The organism is Lysobacter sp. FW306-1B-D06B (assembly GCF_038446665.1).
Classification (GTDB): domain Bacteria; phylum Pseudomonadota; class Gammaproteobacteria; order Xanthomonadales; family Xanthomonadaceae; genus Lysobacter_J.
This window is the reverse complement of record NZ_CP151802.1, coordinates 613,323-632,510: the sequence shown is the minus strand read 5'-3', so window position 1 is coordinate 632,510 and position 19,188 is coordinate 613,323. Positions and strand designations below refer to the sequence as shown.

Genomic DNA, 19,188 nt, shown 5'->3' with positions numbered 1-19,188 from the left:
CTCCGCAGCACCCATTCCCCCTCAGGTACCCCGGATGAACCTTTGGAACCGCACCGTCGGTGCGGCACTGCTCGCGTTTTGTGCCGTGCTTCCTGTCGCCCATGCCAACGTGCTGATCGGTGGAACCCGCGTGGTCCTGCCGGCCAAGGACGGTGAGGTCACCGTGCGCCTGACCAACGCCAACGAACACCCTGCCCTGGTGCAGGCGTGGATCGATCGCGGCGACCCGAAGGCCACGCCGGACACCGTCGACACTCCTTTCCTGATCACGCCGCCCATGTTCCGCATGGAAGCCGGGCGCGATCAGAGCCTGCGCATCCTCTACACCCGTGAGCCGCTGCCGAGCGACCGCGAGTCGCTGTTCTGGCTCAACGTGCTGGAAATCCCGCCCAAGCCGGCCGATGGCGAACTGGCCAAGGCCAACTACCTGCAGCTGGCGCTGCGTTCGCGCCTGAAGCTGTTCTTCCGCCCGCAGGGCCTGACCGGCGATCCGAACAAGGCGCCCGAGCAGCTCACGTTCCGCGCCGCTGCCGGCGAGCTGATCGTTCGCAATCCGACGCCGTACCACATCACCGTGAGCGAGCTGGCCGTCACCGACGGCGGCAAGTCGTTCGACGCCGAGGCCGGCATGGTCGCGCCGTTCGGCGAACTGCGCCTGCGCGTGCCGACGCTCGCCAAGACCGCCCCGGCCGGCGCGGCCGTGCGCTACACCACGATCAACGACTACGGCGCCGCGTCCGCCTTCACCGCGAGCGTGACGCCCTGATGCGCGAAAGCGGCCGCCATTCGCCGGCTGCTATGCACGTACCGGGCCGCGCCGCGCTCGGTGCGGCCATTGCGTTCGCCCTTTTCGCGTGGGGGCCGGCACTGGCCGCGCCCGCCGCGCCGGGCGATGCGCAGTTCGACATGAGCCTGCTCGCCGGTGGCGCGCAGGCCCCCGTGGACCTCACGCGCTTCGAGCGCGGCACCGTCATCACGCCGGGCACGTACCGCCTCGACCTGTACCTGGACGGCGAGTGGTCCGGGGCGAGCGAGGTGCGCTTCGCCTCGCCGACGCCCGACACCAACGCCGTGCCGTGCTTTACGCCGGAGCTGTTCGACCGGCTCGGCCTGCCCCGGGCCAAGCTCACCGAGGAAGCCCGCGCGCGACTGGCGCAGGCCGACGGCTGCGTCGCCATGTCCGACCTCATCCCCGGCGCCACCGCCGTCTACGACCAGACCGAGCTGCGCCTGGACGTGACGGTGCCGCAGGCGTGGAAGGGCTACCGCGCGCGCGGCTACGTCAGCCCCGAGCTGTGGGACAAGGGCGTGACCGCGGGGCTGCTCAACTACAACCTCAACGCGTATCGCACCGAGAGTGGCGGCCAGAGCATGACCGCCGGCTACCTGGGCGTGAACCTGGGCTTCAACCTCGGTGCCTGGCGCTTCCGCCACGACGGCAACCTGACCTGGCAGTCGGGCAGTGACGTGGCGTCCGATCACGCCTGGCAGTCGATCGCCACCTACGCCCGGCGCGACATCCCGACCTGGGGCGCGCAGGTCACCCTCGGCGACAGCTACACCAGCGGCGAGCTGTTCGACAGCGTCGGCGTGCGTGGCGTCCAGTTGGCGACCGACGACCGCATGCTGCCCGACTCGCTGCGCGGCTATGCGCCGACCGTGCGCGGCGTCGCCGAGACCAGCGCGCGCGTGTCGATCCGCCAGAACGGCGCGCTGATCTACGAAACCACGGTGACGCCGGGTCCGTTCGCGATCGACGATCTCTACGCCACCGGTTACGGCGGCGACCTGCGGGTCACCGTGACCGAGGCCGACGGCCACGTGCGCGAGTTCACCGTGCCGTTCGCGACGGTGCCGCAGCAGCTTCGCCCGGGGCGCTACCGCTACGCGATCTCCGCCGGTCGCGTGCACGACCAGGGCCTGGGCGACGATCCGGCACTGGTCCAGGCCACCCTGCAGCGCGGCCTCAGCAACACGGTCACCGGTTACGGCGGCCTGCTCGGCAGCGACGGCTACTTCGCCGCGCTGGGCGGCGTGTCGCTCAACACGCGCTTGGGCGCGATCGCCTTCGACGTCACCGCCGCGCGCACCGACGTGGCCGGCACCGAAGGCAAGACCGGCCAGAGCCTGCGCGCGACGTACAGCAAGATGCTGCCGAACACCGGCACGACCTTCAGCCTGGCCTCGTACCGCTATTCCACCAGCGGCTACTACAGCCTGCGCGATGCGCTGATCGCGCGCGACTACGCCGACGGCCGCTCGTTCGTGACCGACCTTGCATCGCTGGATCCGGCGACCAACCTTCCCGTCGCGCTCACGCCGGAACAGCGCGATGCACTGCAGGGCGGCCGTGCCGTCGACGTGCTGGCCAACCAGTACGGCCTGGATCGCCAGCGCAACCGCTTCGACGTGAACCTCAACCAGCGCCTGGGACAGAACGGCGGCGTGATGTACGCCACGGCGTCGGCGCGCGACTTCTGGAATCGCAGCGGCAGCGACGTGCAGTTCCAGCTGGGTTACAGCAACAACTTCCGTTCGCTGAACTACAGCGTGTCCGCCAACCGCGTGCGCGACCTCGACGGCCGCTACGGCAACCAGTTCAACCTGAGCATCAGCGTGCCGCTGGGAAGCAGCCCCAGCGCGCCGAGCGTGGCCGCCAGCGCGACCCGCGACGACGACGGCCGCACCCAGGCGCAGGTCACCGTGGCCGGGCAGGCCGGGCGCGACGGCCAGATCACGTACGCCGCCACCGCCGCACATGCCGACGATGCCGGCGCCTACGGCAGCCTCAACGCCGGCTACCGCACGCCGTTCGCGGCCTTCAGCGCGGGCTACGGCCAGGGCGATGGTTACTCGCAGGCATCCTTCGGCGTGCAGGGCACGGTGGTCGCGCATCCGGGCGGCGTCACCCTGGGGCAGCCGGGCGGCGACACGCTCGCCATCGTCCATGCGCCCAACGCCACCGGCGCGCGCGTGCTCAACGCGCCGGGCGTGCGCATCAACCGTTTTGGTTATGCGCTGGTGCCGTTCCTGATGCCCTACAACTTCAACAACCTCGAGCTCGATCCCAAGGGCCTGTCCCTGGACGTGCAGCTCAAGGCGACCAACGCGCGTGTCGCGCCTTACGCCGGCTCGGTGGCGATGGTCCGCTTCGAAACCGAATACGGCCGCAGCGCGCTGGTGCGCGCGCGCATGGACGACGGTCGCGCGGTGCCGTTCGGGGCCGATGTCGCCGACGCCGCGGGTCGCACGCTGGGCGTGGTCGGCCAGGGCGGGCGCCTGCTGGTGCGCGGCGTGGACGAGCAGGGCACCATGACGCTGAGCTGGGCGGAAGACGGCGTGACGCGCCGATGCCGCGTCAGTTACCGCATGCCGGCGCCGGTCGAGGGCGCGGCGAACGACCTTCCGACGCTCGACGTGCGCTGCACGCCCGAAGCACCTTCCGCCGTGGCCGCGCAGTGAGCGCGCACCGCACCAAGATGCCGACCGACATGAAACTGCCCGCTCGCTCCGATTCCGCGCCGCGCACCGCACAGCAGGTGCGCGCGGTGATGCGGCTGCTGGCGATGCTGGCGATGCTCGCCGGACTGAGCGCCTTGCCGTGGAGCGCGAAGGCCGGCCCGGCCACGTCCGACTGCACCGCGGCGGCGCAGAACTTCACGCTGGGCGCCGTGACGGTGGAGCCCAACGCGCCCGTCGGCGCGCTGCTGGGAACGCCTGCGTCCATCACGATGGTCTTCAGCTGCACCAACATTCCGGTGCTCGACACCACCAAGGGCCATGGTCTCTATATCCAGGCCGGCGACCTCGCCGGGCTGGATGCGACCGACACCGAGGCGAACGGCATCGTCTTCGACACCAACCTCAACGGCATCGGCCTGAAGATCACCGGCACGCCGTTCCAGGCGAAGTCCGAGCCCTGCGTGCGCTGCGGCCCGAACTCCACCCGCGGCTTCGAGATCGGTCCGATCGACCGCGCCAGCAACGGCACCGGCAGCATCAGCAACACCTTCACCGCGCAACTGATCAAGACCGGCACCATCACGCCGGGCACCGTCTCGCAGATCAGCCGCCTGATGCGCTTTTACTGGTACGAGTACGGCGTGACTTCGAGTGTCGGCACGATCGGCAACCTGCGCCTCAACGGCGGCACGACGGTCACCGTGCCGACGTGCCTGGTGAACTCGGATTCGGCGCTGCTGGCCGTGCCCTTGCCGACCGTCTCGTCCGCCTCGCTGACCGGTGCGGTGGGAACCGTGGCCGGCCGTACACGCTTCAACATCAACATGCGCTGCCAGGTCGGCTCGCGCGTGCGCATCACGATGGACAGCGCCCGCCAGGGAACCGGCACCGGCGTGGTGATGCCCACGACCTCCGGCACCGGTCCGTGGGCCGCCAATGTCGGCGTGCAGATCCTCAACGGGACGTTCGGTGCCGTGGCGTTCGATTCGGCGGTTCTGGTCGGCACCACGCCGGCAGCCGGTACGTGGTCGGTGCCGTACTACGCGCAGTACTACCGTTACAGCACCGCCACCGTAACGGCCGGCAAGGTGGCGGCCACCGTGACCTACACGCTCAGTTACGACTGACCGCCCGTCGTCGCTGCACTCAGTCGTATTCCTGCGTCGCCAGCATCGAATGCGTGCCTGCCTGTCGCAGGTAGGCGTCGTGGTAGGCGATCACCTGCGATCCCGGCAACGCGGCCGCGGCCGGTTCCAGCCGCAGTGTGTAGGCCGTGGGAACGGAGGTTCCCGGGCAACGCGTACGAAGGTGCTGCGGCACGTTCTGTGCAGGGGTTTGGATCACGGCGGGAGCGCAGGTTGGAGTCACCACGCTGCCCGTAAACGTGATGCGTCCGTCGGACGCATGCGCGTTCGCCGCCACCACCAGTGCCCAGAGCACGGCGCCCACCGTGGCTCTGACTCGCTTCATGGCCTTTCCTTGCGCTTCTATGCGCGTAGTTCGCCTATTCGCTCCATCGGCAGGACTGAAGTTTTCTGGAGGGGATACGCCGCAAGACGTGAAGGAACTGCAATGGGCGTCACACTTCGCGACCGTCGGTCGGCGCGGAAGCGGGAGCGGTCAGGGCGGTCGGCGGTCGCGATGTGGGCGCATCGGACGAAAGACGGGCGAAGAAAAAGGAGGCCGGGGCCTCCTTCAAATCCGGCCGGGGCCGGAGGACTTCGAGTTGTGGCATGGCTCCGGCTCGCGCCGGACGGAGGGCAGACTACCCGCCCTCCAAACCTAATGCAACTCGTGAAGAATCATGCTGCAAGTCATTGATTTGTAAAAGCGAAATCAGGGGGCGACATTCAGCGCCGCACGCTTGGCCTCGCGACGCGCCTCGCGCGGCTGGGCCCAGTCGTTGTTGAACACCGCCGGCTCCCAGCTGCCGTAGGTCGGGTTGGGCAGCATGAACCAACGTTCGCCGAACCAGTCGCCGTACTCGTCCAGCAGCTGCGCGCGGCCTTCGCGCGTGTTGGCGGTGATCTGCACGAAGTCGCCCAGCTGGTCGCCGAACTGCATCAGCACGCGGTACTGCTGGCCGGCGAGGCGGCGTCGGCAGTTCTTCTCGCTGCCGTTCTGCTCGCAGTCCGGCACCACCGTGCCCAGGCCGAGGAACACGCTGTCGTCCTTCACCGGCATGCCGACGGCCTTGAGGTTGGCGATGGTCGCGTCCTTCAGGTGCACGGCGCGGTTGGACAGGTAGAGGATCGTCACGCCCTTCGCGGCGGCGGCCTTGGCGAACTCCACCACGCCCGGCACGGCCTTCGCCTTCTTCTCGGCGACCCAGGCGTCCCAGGTCACTTCGTCGTATTCCTTGCCGTCGCGCACCAGGCGCGCCTGGTAGGGCGAGTTGTCGAGCACGGTCTCGTCCACGTCCATCACCACCGCAGGCGGCAGGCCGGTCGCGGGATTGCCGCGCTCGTCGGGAACCAGCGCGTCCCAGTGCTTTTCCTTCAGCGCGGTGCCCAGCTTGTCGGCGGCGGCGCGGTAAACGGTGGTCGTCGCCGCCGGGTACTCGGCACTGGCCTGCATCCACAGCACGGCGTTGAGGTTGTCGTCGGCAGTGACGGCCGGCTTGGCGGCGGCGGTGGACGATGGCGCGGCCGGGGCGCCGGTCTGCGACGCAGGCGTGTGCGTGCGGTCGCACGCGGTCAGGGCGAGCGTGCAGGCGAGAAGGGAAAGCGAAAGGACGCGTGGCTGCATCATGGCGGGACAGAGGCCGGATCGGGGCGCGAGTGTAGCCCGAGGTCCACGACAGCGTCGTGTCGCCGCATGCCGGCAGGGCCGGCGATGCGAAGACGGGGCCGGATCGCCGGCCCCGTCGTCCAACGTGGATCAGAAGCGCAGTTCCAGGCCGAGCGTGGTCGTGCTCGCGGTGCTGGAGTCGTCTTCCAGCTCGCCATCCTCGTCCAGCGCGGAGTAGGCGTAACCGTTGTACATCAGGTTGATGTTGAAGTTCGGCGTGACGTCCACGCCGATGCCGGCACCGAAATAGGCGCCGCCGCCGTCTTCGCTTTCCGATGCGGTCTCGGTGCCGTTGAGGCCACTGAGGAACGGGTCGTTGAACGCCCAGCTGTAGCTGGCCTTGATGTCCTGCTTGTAGCCCATGTAACCGGCGCGGCCGACGGCGAACCAGCGGCTGTTCGTGCCGAAATTGAAGCGCGCGTTGGCGCCGACGTGCGCGTAACGGACATCGAAGCCGATCCGCCCTTCTTCCGACAGGAAGCCGTCGTCGAAGGAATAGCTGTCGCTGATTTCGCCGACCTTGCCGCCACCCGCTTCCAGGCCGATCTGCGTGATCGAACCCGCCTGCCAGCGATAGCCCAGGCTGAGCGCGCTGGTGTCGGCCTTGTCTTCGGACAGGCCGCTGTTGTCGTACGTCGCCTGACCGGCCTGGCCGGCGATAAAGAAACTACCCTCGGCTTGCGCCGCAGGCACGGTGATGCTGCACGCGATGGCGAGCAGCGCCATGCATCCATACTTGGACATGTCTTCCCCAAAAAACGTGTTGATGGACGGACGCCGTTGCGGCATCCGAGGGCCCTCCCCCGGGCCCGTCATCAGTGTAGCGGGATTGCGCGCCCGGCCCCGCAGGGACGATCAGGCCGATGCCACCTGCAACGACACCTGCTTGTGCCCGTCATCCAGCCATTGCGAACCGACTTCGCCGAAGCCGAAGCCCGCATGGAACCGGCGCGATGGCTCGTTCGGCGGCACGGTGTTGAACTCGCACGACACCGTGTCGACGCCCGCGGCGCGTGCGAAATCGAACAGGTCGCGGTACAGCATCGCGCCCAGCCCGCGGCCCTGGTGCGACGCCGCCACGACCACGCGATCGATGTAGAGGAAGCGCGGATAGCGCTGCGCGAACCACAGGTAGTTCGGGCTGTCGTAGTCCGCGCCTTCGCGGAAGGCGAGCAGGAATGCCACCACCTCGCCGTCCTCGCGCACGACGCGGTGGTATGCCGAGCGCGCATCGAGCTGGCGCAGGCGCGCAGCGTCCATCGGGCTGGTCATTTCCACCGCTTCGAGGTTCAGTGCCAGCACGCGTGGATGGTCGGCCTCGCGCGCGGGTTCGATGATCGCGCTCATGCCCCGTGCGTCCCGGCTTCGTAGAGTTCGATCGGCAGCCCGTCGGGATCGGCGAAGAAGGTGAAACGACGACCGGTGAACTCGTCCACGCGCAGCGGTTCGACGTCGATGCCGTGCGCGCGCAGCGCATCGGCGTGGACCGCCACGTCGTCCACGACGAACGCCAGGTGTCGCAACCCACACGCTTCGGGGCGCGACGGGCGCGGCGGCGGCGAAGGGAACGAGAACAGCTCGATCTGCGTGCCGTCCGGCAGGGCGAGGTCGAGCTTCCACGAATCGCGCGCCTCGCGGTAGGCCTCGGCGACGATGCGCAGGCCGAGCACGCGCGTGTAGAAATCCTTCGACCGCGCGTAGTCGGAGGCGATGATGGCGACGTGGTGGAGGCGCTGGAGATTCATGGGTTCGTTTGTTGTCATGGGCACTCCCATGGCGGGAAGCTGCCTCACCGTCATTCCCGCGAAAGCGGGGGCTTTTGGGCCGCCGCATGGCGGCACTCTCCAGTGACGTTTCATGCTTTCACGGCAGCTTATACGCGGCGGTGGGCTGCTTTGTCTGCGAGGCGCCGGTAGAGCGTGGAATGTCCCTGGAGAGTGCCGCCATGCGGCGGCCCAAAAGCCCCCGCCTTCGCGGGAATGACGTGAGTGGGCGGAAACGCACCCGCTTTCCTCACCCCTCTCCCAACAATGCCTTGATCGCCGCGAACCCCGCCGCCGCGCGTTCCTGCTTGCGCGCCGCATCAGCCACAGGATCGGCGCCGTCGCGCTGGATTTCCGCGGCGGGCAGTTCGTCGAAGAAGCGACTCGGCTTGAGGCGCAGCTTGTCGCCCCACTTCGACGCCTCGCGCGAATGCGACAGCCACAGCTGCTCCTTCGCGCGCGTGATGCCGACGTAGAGCAGGCGCCGCTCTTCTTCGAGCGAGCCTTCCTCCAGTGCCATTTCGTGCGGCAGCGTGCCGTCTTCCATGCCGACGATGAAGACGTAGCGGAACTCCAGGCCCTTGGCCGCGTGCAGCGACATCAGCCGCACCTGGTTGCCGGCCTCGCCCTTGTCGGCGTGCGAGAGCAGCGCGAGCTGCGCGGCCAGTTCGCCCGGGCCCGAACCCTTGCCGCCGTCGAACCAGTCGGACAATTCCTCCAGGTTTTCCTTGCGGCGCTGGAAACTCGCCTCGTCCTTGCACTGCGCGCGGATCGACGCGAGCAGGCCGCTCTTCTCCGCCAGCGAGCGCACCAGATCGGCCGGGCTGATCTTGAACGCTTCGCCACGCAGGTGGCGCACGATGTTGACGAAGCCGTCCAGCGCATTCGCCGCGCGCGGCGCCAGCTGCTTGAGCACGCCGATCTGCTCGGCGGCGCGCGACATCGGCATGTGCGCGTGCTGCGCCAGTTCGGCGAGTTTCGCCAGCGTGGTCGCGCCGACTTCGCGCTTGGGCGACTGCACGGCGCGCAGGAAGGCCGCGTCGTCGTCGGGATTGGCGATCAGGCGCAACCACGACAGCGCGTCCTTCACTTCGCCGCGCTCCAGGAACGCGGTGCCGCCGCTGAGGTGGTAGGGCACGCGCAGCAGCTGCAGCGCCTTCTCCAGCGCACGGCTCTGGTGGTTGCCGCGGAACAGGATGCAGAAATCGCTCCACGGCGCGGTCTTGGCGGCGGCGAGGAAGTGGATTTCCGCGGCGACCTTCTCCGCTTCGTGCGCGGCGTCCTTGCACTCCCACACGCGGATGCGCTCGCCGTCGGCCTGGTCGCTCCACAGCGTCTTGGGATGCTCGTGCGGGTTGTGCGCGATCAGCGCGTTGGCGCTGCGCAGCACGCGGTTGGAGCAGCGGTAGTTCTGCTCCAGCTTGATGATCTGAAGGTTCGGATAGTCCTTGCCCAGCTGCAGCAGGTTCTCCGGATTGGCGCCGCGCCAGGCGTAGATCGACTGGTCGTCGTCGCCCACGCAGGTGAACAGGCCCTTCTCGCCGGCCAGCGCCATCAGCAGGCGGTACTGCGCGTCGTTGGTGTCCTGGCACTCGTCCACCAGCAGGTAGCCGATGCGTTCGCGCCAGGCCAGGCGCAGGGTTTCGTCGCCTTCCAGCATCTGCACGGGCAGGCGGATCAGGTCGTCGAAATCCACCGCATTGAACGTCGAAAGCCGCGCCTGGTAGCGCTGGTACATCAGCGCCGCTTCCATCTCGCGCGGGCTCTTGGACACGGCCAGCGCCTCTTCCGGCGACAGGCCCGCGTTCTTCGCGCGCGAGATGAGATTGCGCATGTCGTCGATCGCGTCGGGCTTGCTGCCCGTTGGCATCAGGTCCTTGATCTGCGCGTTGGAGTCGTCGCTGTCGAACACCGAGAACCCGCGGCGCAGCCCCGCCTTCGCATGGTCGATCTGCAGGAACTTCAGCCCCAGCGCGTGGAAGGTGCACACGGTCAGGCCTTCGGCCGCGTCGCCCTTGATGCGCTTGGCCACGCGCTCCTTCATTTCCTTCGCCGACTTGTTGGTGAAGGTGATGGCGGCGATGCGCTTGGCCGGCATGCGGCCGGAGGCGATGAGGTGCGCGATCTTCTCCACGATCACGCGCGTCTTGCCGCTGCCCGCACCGGCGAGCACGAGGAGGGGGCCGTCGGTATGCAGGACGGCAGCGCGTTGAGGGGGGTTCAGACCGTGCATGTGGCGTGTTTGCTGCCGCGGAGGCGGCGGCGTATTGTGCCGTAATCGACCTTTGGGGCGCGCCCGCCGCAGCAGCACGCGGGAAGGTCGTACGATCGGAAGACGCGGCCGGAGGTTCGACCCGCCGTTCAGGTGATCGCCGGCACGCCCACGGCCCGGACTGGCCCGATGGAGAGGCAGCCATGCGCACGATCCGCACGATGCGACCCGCTTTCACCGCCTTCGCCCTGTCGGGAGCGATGCTGGCGGCCTCGACCCTCGCCGCGCCCGCCCGCGCCGATGAAGCCCCGTCGCTCAGCAGCGCCAGCTTCATGGAACTGGATGCGATGCTGCCTTCGCTGCGCGGACGTCCGAACGAGGAGTTCCGCGTGCAGGGCCTGAAGGCCTACCAGCAGCGCCGCTACGACGAGGCGATCCGCCGGTTCGAGCTGGCCTCCGAGTACGCCGACAAGTATTCGCAGCACTACCTCAGCCTGATGCACTGGCACGGCGTGGGCACGAAACCGGACCGCGTGCAGGGCTACATCTGGAGCGACCTGGCCGCCGAGCGCGGCAATCCGCGCTTGCTGGCGATCCGCGAGAAGATGTGGTCGCAACTGACGCCGCAGGAGCAGGCGCGCGTGCCCGATGCCGGCGCCGCGTTCTACGCGCGTTACGGCGACGACGTCGCCAAGCCGCGTGCCGAGGACGAGATCCGCCGTTTCGCACGCAACATGACCGGCAGCCGCGTGGGCTACCGCAACCAGCCGATCGAAACCGGCGGCGGACCGATCAACGGCGTGTTCCTCACCGAAACCGGCAGCAATGCCGCGGCCTACGCCGTTTCGGTCGCCGGCTCGCCCGACGAGCTGTACGGCAAGGAAGGCGGTCTGCGGCGCCTGGAGACATACTGGCAGGAGCAGGACCGGCTGCTGGACGGCAGCGTCGAAGTCGGCGAACTGGAAACCGTGCGCCGCAACGACCGTCGCGTTCCTGCCGAACGCTGACGTCGCACATTCACGAAGGCCTGATCGAAAGGAGACGAGATGGAAACCCTGACTGCCGCCGTGCTTCTCGCCGCGTTGGCCGCCGGCCCGACCGCACCGACGCCGGAAGCCGAGAAGGCCGCCAGCGCCAGCACCGATCGCATGGATGCGCGCGCCTACGACGAGCGTTCGCGCTTCGCTTCCACGCATCCCAACGAACTCTTCCGCCTGTACGGCAGCGATGCCGCGGCGAAGGGCCAGTGGGAGGCCGCGATGCGGCACTTCGTGAAGTCGGCGAGCTACGCCGACAAGTACTCGCAGCACCGCATCAGCCTGCTGTACTGGCACGGTGTGGGCGTGCAGCGCGATCGCGCGCTGGCCTACGCGTGGGCGGACCTCGCCGCCGAGCGCATGTACCCCAGCTTCATCGTGCTGCGCGAGAAGATGTGGCTGGAACTGAGCGAAGACGAGCGCGCGCGTGCGCTGCGCGAAGGCGCGGCGCTCTACGCGCAGTACGGCGACGACGTGGCCAAGCCGCGCCAGACGCGCGGCATCGCCAAGGCCAAGCGGAACATCACCGGCAGCCATCTGGGCTACGTGGGTTTCCTCACCGCGACCGCGCCCGTCGGCAACGACATGGGCGGCACGGACTACTTCGACCTCACGCCGATGTTCGCCAGCTGGCGCTGGCAGCCGAAGAAGTACTGGGCCGTCGAGGACGCGATCTGGCAGGCCGGCAGCGTCGAGGTCGGCCCGGCCGCACCGGCGCGCCGCGACGCCGACGACTGAGGCCGTTTCCTTCATCGCGGCGACCAGGCCCGGGCCTCCACACGCCCGGGCCGGTGCCTGAATGCGCCCCGTCGGCCGTATAGACTGCGCCTTCGCCCCTCGACGGATCCGCCATGCGCCTGGGCCTGGCCGCCAACCGCCTGCACCACCTCAGTGAAGACGCCGCGCTGTTCCGCCTGTTGCGCACCTGCGAGCCGGGGATACGCGAACTCGGCCTGGAACTGCACACCATCGGCCGCACCTTCGACGCCATCGCCGCCGCCGGCATGCTCGCCGGCTACACCGGCCTGCGCCGTTATCCCTACGGACGCGAAGGCGGGCTGATGAAACTGGTGGCCGAGGTCGTCGGCCTGGGCAGCGCGGAACGCACGCTAGACGGCGCGATCTACCTGATCGACCCGGTCGATCCGTCTTCGGTGTTCCCCGAAGCGGTGGCGCTCAAGCGCCAGTGCGTGATCCACGGCAAACCTTTCATCTCCACCGTCGCCTCCGCGCGCGACTGGATCGAGATGGAGCGCGTGCACGCCGGTCTTGCGCCGGATCCCGCCGCCGACGCACTGCACGCGCTGGAAACGCAGACGCTGGCGATGATCGCCCACGACGCGATGAAGCCGCAGATGATGGCCTACGCCGCCGAGCACTTCGACGTGCTCTCGCGCTTCCAGCGCCGCGTCGCCACGGGCACCACCGGCCAGCGCCTCAACGAACTGGCCTGGAGCCGCGGCTGGCCGCAGGGCCAGGCCTGGGTGCAGCGTTACGAAAGCGGTCCGATGGGCGGCGACGCGCAGATCGCCGACCTGGTGCTGGAGCGTCAGTGCCAGCGCGCGATCTTCTTCGAGGACCCGCACGTCGCGCGCCAGCACGAAGCCGATATCCAGCTGCTCGAACGCGCCGTCACCACGGTCACTTTCGACGCGGTGTGCATCACCTCGCCCCGCGTCGCGCAGCGCTGGGCCGAAGCCGTGCGGCTGCGCGCGCGACGCGACGACTGAGGCCGCGCACAGCCGCGGCCCGCGCGTCCGCAGGCCTGTTGGCGCCGGGAGGCGCCACGCGCGCGACACGTCGTAAAATGCGCGCATGGCAAAGCTCTATTTCTATTATTCGGCGATGAACGCCGGCAAGACCACGACGCTCCTGCAGTCGGCGCACAACTACCGCGAGCGCGGCATGCGCGTGGCGATCCTCACTCCGCGGCTGGACGACCGCGCCGGCACCGGCGTGATCGCCTCGCGCATCGGCCTGCGCTCGGAGGGCATCGCGTTCGAACGCGACGACGATCTGGAGGCGAAGGTCCGCCACGACATCGCCCAGCATGGCGCGCTGCATTGCGTGCTGGTGGACGAGGCGCAGTTCCTGACGAAAGCGCAGGTGTGGCAGCTGAGCGAGGTGGTCGACGCGCTGCGCATCCCGGTGCTGTGCTACGGCCTGCGCACGGATTTCCGCGGCGAGCTGTTCGAGGGCAGCCAGTACCTGCTGGCGTGGGCGGACGAACTCACCGAGATCAAGACCATCTGCCACACCGGCAAGAAGGCGACGATGGTGGTGCGCGTGGACGCGCAGGGCCGCGCGGTGCGCGAGGGGCCGCAGGTGGAGATCGGCGGCAACGATCGCTACATCTCGGTCTCGCGCGCGGAATACAAGAAGGTGATGAGCGGCGAGGGCGCGATCGAACCGTTGCAGCCGCCGCTGCCGCTGTGAGGCGATAGCGATATCGAAGGGTGCCAACGCGTCGCCATCCGCTTTCACGGTGGCGACGCATCGCCCGTTCAGAACCGCTTGCGCACCAGCAGCGAAGCGCTCCGGTTCTCGATCTCGCCGTAGTCCTCCGCTTCGAACAGCACCTGGATGGCGGCATTGCTGTTCCAGGTGTGCTCGAGTCCGAATCCATAGCGGATGCCGTCGCGCGTGCCGTCGTCGACGGAAATCCGGAACGCATCGCCGATGGTGAAGCGTGCGGTGCGGTCGCGATCGTCCAACGCGTCGTCGTACACGTAGTTCGCGTAGGCGAACACGACGCTGATCTCCGGCTTTGCGGTGGCGGCCGGCAGCGACCGGCGCACGGTGACGCCCGCTTCGCCACGGAACGTTCCGGCGTCGAAGTCCCCATAGCCCAGGTCCAGCGCCACCGCGCCGCGTTCGTTGTAGCCATCCTCGTCGAAGCGTTGATAGCGCAGATGCATCTGCGGCTGGATCAGCCAACCGTCGCCCGGGATGAGGTTGTAACCGGCGCCGGCCGTGGCCGTCCAGGCGCGTGCGTCGCGATCGCCCTGCGCCTGCGCGGCAATCGGGCCGAAGACGACGGCCCGCGTGGTTTCGACGTCATAGACACCGTATTCGAGCGCTCCCTGCACGAACCAGCGGCGTTCACCCCAATAACTGCCGTACACGCCCGCCGCCCATCCATCCAGACGCGTGCGACCGGTGTCGGCAGTCGGGCCGCGATAGGCCATGTCCAGATCGTCGAACGCCAGGTACGCGCCCACGACGCCCGAGTCGGCCAACGCCGCGTCCGCACCGAGGATGAAGCTGCGGCCGTCGCTCTCGTAACCTTGCCGGAACAGATCGACGCGATCGCCCTCGCTGCTCTGGTAATAGCCGCGCAGCCACATCTCCACGCCTTCGCGCAAGCGATAGGCATCGTCGCTTCCGTCGCCCACGCGCAGCGTGGTGAGCGTCGCCTGCATCGTCAGCGGTTGGCCGGTGATCGTGTAGCCGTTCACGGCGAACTGCGCACCGCTGAAGGTCACCGCGCCTGCGCTGTTGTCCACGGTGACGATGCCAGGCGTGCCCTGGAAGATCGCGAAGCTGTCCGCCTGCCACGGTCCGTTGAGGGTTCCGCTGATGTCGGCCCACGACTGGCCGGTCGTGGCCAGCCACGTTCCCGCGCCGCCGTCGATTCGACCGTTGTTGAACAGCGCGCTGTTGCCTCCGTCCCAGAACGTCAGCAGCGCCCCCTTCGTGTTCGCCAGATTGATCTGCTGCGCCGCGGAGGTCTGCACGAACAGATCCAGATTCGGCGTGAAACCCGCGGGCACGACGCCGAAGTCCAGGCCGTTGTCGGTCAGCGCGCCGGTGTAGTTCATCAATCGGTAAAGCCCCGGGCCAAAGGCGCCCGTCGAGGTGATGTCCAGAAGGCCATCGAGCACGAGATTGCCGCTGATGCCGAACAACGCGGTCGTACCGGGCGCCGCGAGTGAGGCATCCACATGCGAGAGCGGATTGAGCGTCAACGGGCCCATGGTGAACGTCTGGCCCTGCACGCCGATCAGACGTGCGTTGTCGGCCACGGTCACGCTGCCTCCGGTTGCGCGCCTATTCCATGCGCGGCGAGTCCTTGTCATCGATGGACCGGATGCCCGAACGAGAGCGCATGGATGAACATTCCGCGTACTGCCCCACAGCCTTCATCTCGTGAAAAGCCGGTGAGGCAGAATCCTTTTTATGGCGTTATCTAGGCGTGAAACCGGGAGCGCGTGCCCGATGGCGTGACAATCTGGATCTCGGTTTCGAAGAAGCTGTCCCGAATCCCGAATCCCGAATCCCGAATCCCGAATCCCGAATCCCGAATCCCGAATCCCGAATCCCGAATCACGAATCACGAATCACGAATCACGAAAAGCCTAACCACACCCCCGCATGATCGCCGCCACCTCGCGTGGAATCGCACCGCCGTCGGGCTGTTCGCTCAACAACTGTTCGTGCAACGCATCCAGACGCGCCATCGCGGGATCGCGGTCCGGCCCGTGGCAGCGCAGCTGTGCGGCATAGGCTTGCGCGCGCCATGCCGTGCGGCGCAGGTCCAGGTCGCCGTGTGAGAGCCCGGCCAATGCATCCAGTCGCGTCAGCGCGCCGTCGTCGCCGTCCAGCGCCTGTGCGCGGGCCAGGGCCAGTTCGGCTTCGCGCGTGTTCGGATGCGTGCTGCCGTAGCCGCTGCGGGTGAGCGTCACGGCCTGCGCCAGGTGCGCCATGCCCTGGTCGTGCTGGCCGAGCGAGAGTTCGATCTGGCCCAGCAACCGGTCGGTGTCGCCGACCAGCGGGTGACGCGGGCCGAGTTCCTCGAGGCGCAACTCGCGCGCTTCCGTCACCGCTTTCAGCGCGGTGCGGTCGCGTCCCGACGCGTGCAGCAAGCGGGCTTGGTCGAACAGCGCGTCGGCCAGTCGCGGGACGTCGTCGTGTTGCCGGGCCAGCGTCACGGCGCGTTGCATGGAAGCCAGCGCGGTCGCGCTGTCGCCGCGCTCCCAGGTCACCAGGCCGAGCTGACGCTGCAGGCGCCCGAGTTCGCCTGCACCGCGCCGGATTTCGCCCGGATCGCTTCCGCCCGCGCTGACGCGACGTTGCTGTAGCGCGATGGCCTCGCGCAGTTCGGTTTCCGCCTGGGAATAGCGGCCCTGCTCGATGTGCAGCGCGGCCAGCTGGCGACGCAGCGAAAGCGTGGCCGGATGCTGCGCGCCATACACCTCCAGCGCGAGCGCGAAGGCATCCGACGCCGAGCGTTCGGCCGCATCCGTCTGGCCCAGGCCCTGCCGCAGCGATGCCATGCGCGAGCCGATCTCGACCATCAGCGCATGCCGTTCGCCCACTTTCTGACGCAGCTGGATGCGCGCTTGTTGATAGCCCTGCAACGCGGCGCCGGACTGGCCGGCATCGGCCTGCAGGTTGGCCAGGTCGATCAGGTTCTCCACCGTGCCCACTTCGTCGCGATCCTCGCGGCGCAGCGTGAGCGAACGTTCGAACAACTGGCGCGCACCCTGGCGCTCGCCGTTGTCGCGACGGCAGCGGCCGAGTTGCGAGTAGAACTCGCTCACCTGCGGCGGCAATTGCGCCTGCTCGCGCCGCGCGGTTGCCAGCGCGGGTTGCATCAGGCCGATGCACTGCCGCGCCTCACCCAGCAAACGCAGCGCCTGGCCGCGCTGCGTCAGCGATTCCAGTTGCAGGCTCACGGGGACATCGGGAGCGGATTCCAGCGCGACGGCCTGGCGGTTGAGCAGCACCAGCGCTTCGCGGTAATCGCCCAGGCCGATGCGCAGGCGCGCGATCACGCCCAGCAGTTCGGCGCGCGCGCGCGGTTGCCGCGCGAGTTCGCGGTTGCCTCGATCCAGCGAATCGTCGAGCAGGCCGCGCAGGTCCAGCGCCTGGCCTTCGGGCGTGCCACGCGCGCTTTCGAACACGCCGACCATGAAGTCCTGCATCGCCTGCGCGCGTCCGGCTTCGGCGACGGCCTGCCGCGCCTGCCAGGCGACGATCGCCAGCGCCGCGCTCAACACCACCGCCACCAGCGTGCCCGTCGCCAGCGACCAGCGGTGCCGGCGCAAGTACTTGCCGAAGCGGTAGCCCATGCTCTGCGGGCGCGCCTGCACGGGACGACCGGCCTCGTAGCGGCTCAGGTCCAGCGCCAGCGCTTCCACCGACGGATAGCGCTGCTCGGGCCGCTTGGACAGCGTCTTGAGCACGATGTTGTCCAGATCGCCGGCGAGCATGCGCGCGTGGCGGCGCAATGCGTGCACATCGGCGCCCGCGTCTTCGGCGCGACGCAGCAGCGTGTGCGAGGGATGCTGCGGATCGGCGGCGAGGATCGCCTCTTCCCATTCCGCATCGGTCTGCCGTTTCAGCCGGTACGGCTTGGTGTCGGTGAGCAGTTCGAACAGCACCACGCCCAGCGCGTACACGTCGGTCATCGTGGTGACGGGTTCGCCGCGCACCTGCTCGGGCGCGGCGTAGTGCAGGGTGAACGCGCGCACGCCGGTGCGCGTCTGCTCGACCATCGGCGCTTCGGAATCCAGCAGTTTGGCGATGCCGAAATCGAGCAGGCGCACGTCGCCGCTGGGTGTCACCAGGATGTTCGAGGGCTTGAGGTCGCGATGCACGATCAGGTTCGCGTGCGCGTGGCTCACCGCGTCGCAGATCTGATGGAACATGCGCAGCCGTTGCTCCAGCGGCAGCTGATGGTTGCGGCAGTAGTCGGTGATCGGCTCGCCTTCGACGTACTCCAGCGCGAGGTACGGCAGGCCATCGGTGCTCATGCCCGCGTCGAGCAGGCGCGCGATGTGCGGGTGCGCCAGGCGCGCGAGGATCTGCCGCTCGCGCGAGAAGCGCACGCGCAGGTTGCTGTCGGCCAGGCCGGGGCGCAGCAGTTTCAGCGCGACGCGGCGCTGGTACAGGCCGTCGGCGCGCGCGGCCAGCCATACCTGGCCCATGCCGCCTTCGCCGAGCAGGCGTTCGAGTCGATACGGCCCGACTTCACCGCCTGCGCGCAGGCCGGCCAAAGGCGCGACCAGCGGTTCGGACAGGAAGTCCTCGTGGCTTTCGTCCAGCGTGATGAGCGTCTGCAGCTCTTCGGCCAGCGCGGGGTCTTCGTCGCGCAATTGCGCCAGGCGCAGCTCGCGCGCCTGCGGCTCCAGTTCGAAGAGCGCGTCGAGCAGCGGGGAGATGCGTTGCCAGCGCTCGGGATCCATCGGGACTCGACCTCAGGGATCAACGCGGGGCGCGTGGGAGAAACCTTACGAATCCTTCAACGACGCGAGCAGGAACAGCCGCGCCTTCTGCCAGTCGCGGCGGATGCTGCGCTCGGAACGCTCCAGCAGCGCGGCGATCTCCAGTTCCGACAGGCCGGCGAAGTAACGCAGTTCCACCACCTGCGCCAGGCGTGGATCGACGGCGGCGAGCTTGGTCAGCGCGGTGTCCAGGCCGAGGGTGTCTTCGTCCAGGCGCAGGCCGCCTTCGACGTCGTCGGGAAGTTCCGTGACGCGGTGCAGGTCGCCGCCGCGCTTCTGCGCCAGGCGCTGGCGCGCGTAATCCACGACCACGCTGCGCATGGCCGAGGCGGCGTAGGCGAAGAAGTGCGCGCGATCGTCGAACTGCGCCTCGCGGCGGCCGATGAGCTTGAGATAGGCCTCGTGCACCAGGGCGGTGGCATCGAGCGTCTGCCCATGCTGGCCGGCGAGTTGGCGCCGCGCCATCGTGTGCAGTTCCTGATAAAGCGTGGCGAGCACGCGGTCGAGTGCGCCGCGGTCCCCTTCTCGTGCAGCATCCAGCAGCAGCGTGATATCGGCGGTGTCGGCCATGGGCAGCCCCGTGCGCAGTGGCTCGGAATATATCCCTTTTTGTGACATGCAACTCGAAAAAGTCGCGTCAGAATGGGCCGCGCCGCTCCTTCAGTTTTTTCTGACACTGCCTCATCGGGGCGGTG

The 19,188-nt window shown here is 68.5% G+C and carries 16 protein-coding genes; 7 read left to right on the top strand and 9 right to left on the bottom strand.

Annotation, left to right across the window (positions count from 1 at the left end):
- The first annotated feature begins 34 nt into the window (after positions 1-34).
- From AAFF32_RS02870 to AAFF32_RS02860, 3 genes are read left to right on the top strand one after another with little or no spacing between them, the layout of a single operon-like run.
- On the top strand, positions 35-766 hold the full coding sequence (locus AAFF32_RS02870; protein ID WP_216965160.1) for a molecular chaperone: 732 nt from the start codon (positions 35-37) through the stop codon (positions 764-766).
- Positions 766-3,462, top strand: a complete 2,697-nt coding sequence (locus AAFF32_RS02865; RefSeq protein ID WP_342316442.1) for a fimbria/pilus outer membrane usher protein — start codon at positions 766-768, stop codon at positions 3,460-3,462. The genes AAFF32_RS02870 and AAFF32_RS02865 overlap by 1 nt, the downstream gene beginning before the upstream one ends.
- Before the next feature lie 29 nt (positions 3,463-3,491).
- Positions 3,492-4,589, top strand: a complete 1,098-nt coding sequence (locus AAFF32_RS02860) for a fimbrial protein (protein ID WP_216965164.1) — start codon at positions 3,492-3,494, stop codon at positions 4,587-4,589.
- A gap of 19 nt (positions 4,590-4,608) precedes the next feature.
- Here the strand turns inward: AAFF32_RS02860 and AAFF32_RS02855 are convergent, their stop codons facing one another.
- From AAFF32_RS02855 to AAFF32_RS02830, 6 genes are all read right to left on the bottom strand, one after another.
- The gene (locus AAFF32_RS02855) at positions 4,609-4,932 is read right to left on the bottom strand and encodes a hypothetical protein (protein WP_342316441.1); all 324 of its coding nucleotides are present in this window, start codon (positions 4,930-4,932) and stop codon (positions 4,609-4,611) included.
- Between the two features lie 366 nt (positions 4,933-5,298).
- Positions 5,299-6,213, bottom strand: a complete 915-nt coding sequence (locus AAFF32_RS02850; protein WP_342316440.1) for a 5'-nucleotidase, lipoprotein e(P4) family — start codon at positions 6,211-6,213, stop codon at positions 5,299-5,301.
- Between the two features lie 129 nt (positions 6,214-6,342).
- A complete protein-coding gene (locus AAFF32_RS02845; RefSeq protein WP_342316439.1) occupies positions 6,343-6,996 on the bottom strand; it encodes an outer membrane beta-barrel protein in 654 nt (217 codons plus the stop codon).
- 111 nt (positions 6,997-7,107) lie between these two features.
- A complete protein-coding gene (locus AAFF32_RS02840) occupies positions 7,108-7,599 on the bottom strand; it encodes a GNAT family N-acetyltransferase (RefSeq protein WP_342316438.1) in 492 nt (163 codons plus the stop codon).
- Positions 7,596-7,997, bottom strand: a complete 402-nt coding sequence (locus tag AAFF32_RS02835; protein ID WP_342316437.1) for a VOC family protein — start codon at positions 7,995-7,997, stop codon at positions 7,596-7,598. Before AAFF32_RS02835 ends, AAFF32_RS02840 begins: the two co-directional genes overlap by 4 nt.
- A gap of 268 nt (positions 7,998-8,265) precedes the next feature.
- Positions 8,266-10,248, bottom strand: a complete 1,983-nt coding sequence (locus tag AAFF32_RS02830) for a UvrD-helicase domain-containing protein (protein ID WP_216965176.1) — start codon at positions 10,246-10,248, stop codon at positions 8,266-8,268.
- 182 nt (positions 10,249-10,430) lie between these two features.
- On the opposite strand from AAFF32_RS02830, the gene AAFF32_RS02825 reads away from it, so the two are divergent.
- From AAFF32_RS02825 to AAFF32_RS02810, 4 genes are all read left to right on the top strand, one after another.
- Complete coding sequence (locus tag AAFF32_RS02825) at positions 10,431-11,234, top strand: hypothetical protein (RefSeq protein WP_342316436.1); 804 nt, start codon at positions 10,431-10,433, stop codon at positions 11,232-11,234.
- Positions 11,235-11,273: 39 nt separating this feature from the next.
- Entirely contained in the window at positions 11,274-12,002 is a 729-nt protein-coding gene (locus AAFF32_RS02820) for a hypothetical protein (protein WP_216965180.1), read from the top strand.
- 113 nt (positions 12,003-12,115) lie between these two features.
- Complete coding sequence (locus AAFF32_RS02815; protein WP_342316435.1) at positions 12,116-12,994, top strand: methylglyoxal synthase; 879 nt, start codon at positions 12,116-12,118, stop codon at positions 12,992-12,994.
- An 85-nt stretch (positions 12,995-13,079) separates the two neighbouring features.
- Complete coding sequence (locus AAFF32_RS02810; protein ID WP_216965183.1) at positions 13,080-13,700, top strand: thymidine kinase; 621 nt, start codon at positions 13,080-13,082, stop codon at positions 13,698-13,700.
- A gap of 68 nt (positions 13,701-13,768) precedes the next feature.
- Here the strand turns inward: AAFF32_RS02810 and AAFF32_RS02805 are convergent, their stop codons facing one another.
- The 3 genes from AAFF32_RS02805 to AAFF32_RS02795 all read right to left on the bottom strand — a co-directional run bounded on the left by AAFF32_RS02805 (position 13,769) and on the right by AAFF32_RS02795 (position 19,063).
- Positions 13,769-15,295 carry an autotransporter outer membrane beta-barrel domain-containing protein gene (locus AAFF32_RS02805; RefSeq protein WP_216965184.1) on the bottom strand — a complete coding sequence of 509 codons (1,527 nt, stop codon included), beginning with the start codon at positions 15,293-15,295 and terminating at the stop codon, positions 13,769-13,771.
- A 327-nt stretch (positions 15,296-15,622) separates the two neighbouring features.
- Positions 15,623-18,454 carry a protein kinase gene (locus tag AAFF32_RS02800; RefSeq protein ID WP_342316434.1) on the bottom strand — a complete coding sequence of 944 codons (2,832 nt, stop codon included), beginning with the start codon at positions 18,452-18,454 and terminating at the stop codon, positions 15,623-15,625.
- Between the two features lie 45 nt (positions 18,455-18,499).
- A complete protein-coding gene (locus AAFF32_RS02795; RefSeq protein WP_216965187.1) occupies positions 18,500-19,063 on the bottom strand; it encodes an ECF-type sigma factor in 564 nt (187 codons plus the stop codon).
- Positions 19,064-19,188 lie beyond the last annotated feature (125 nt).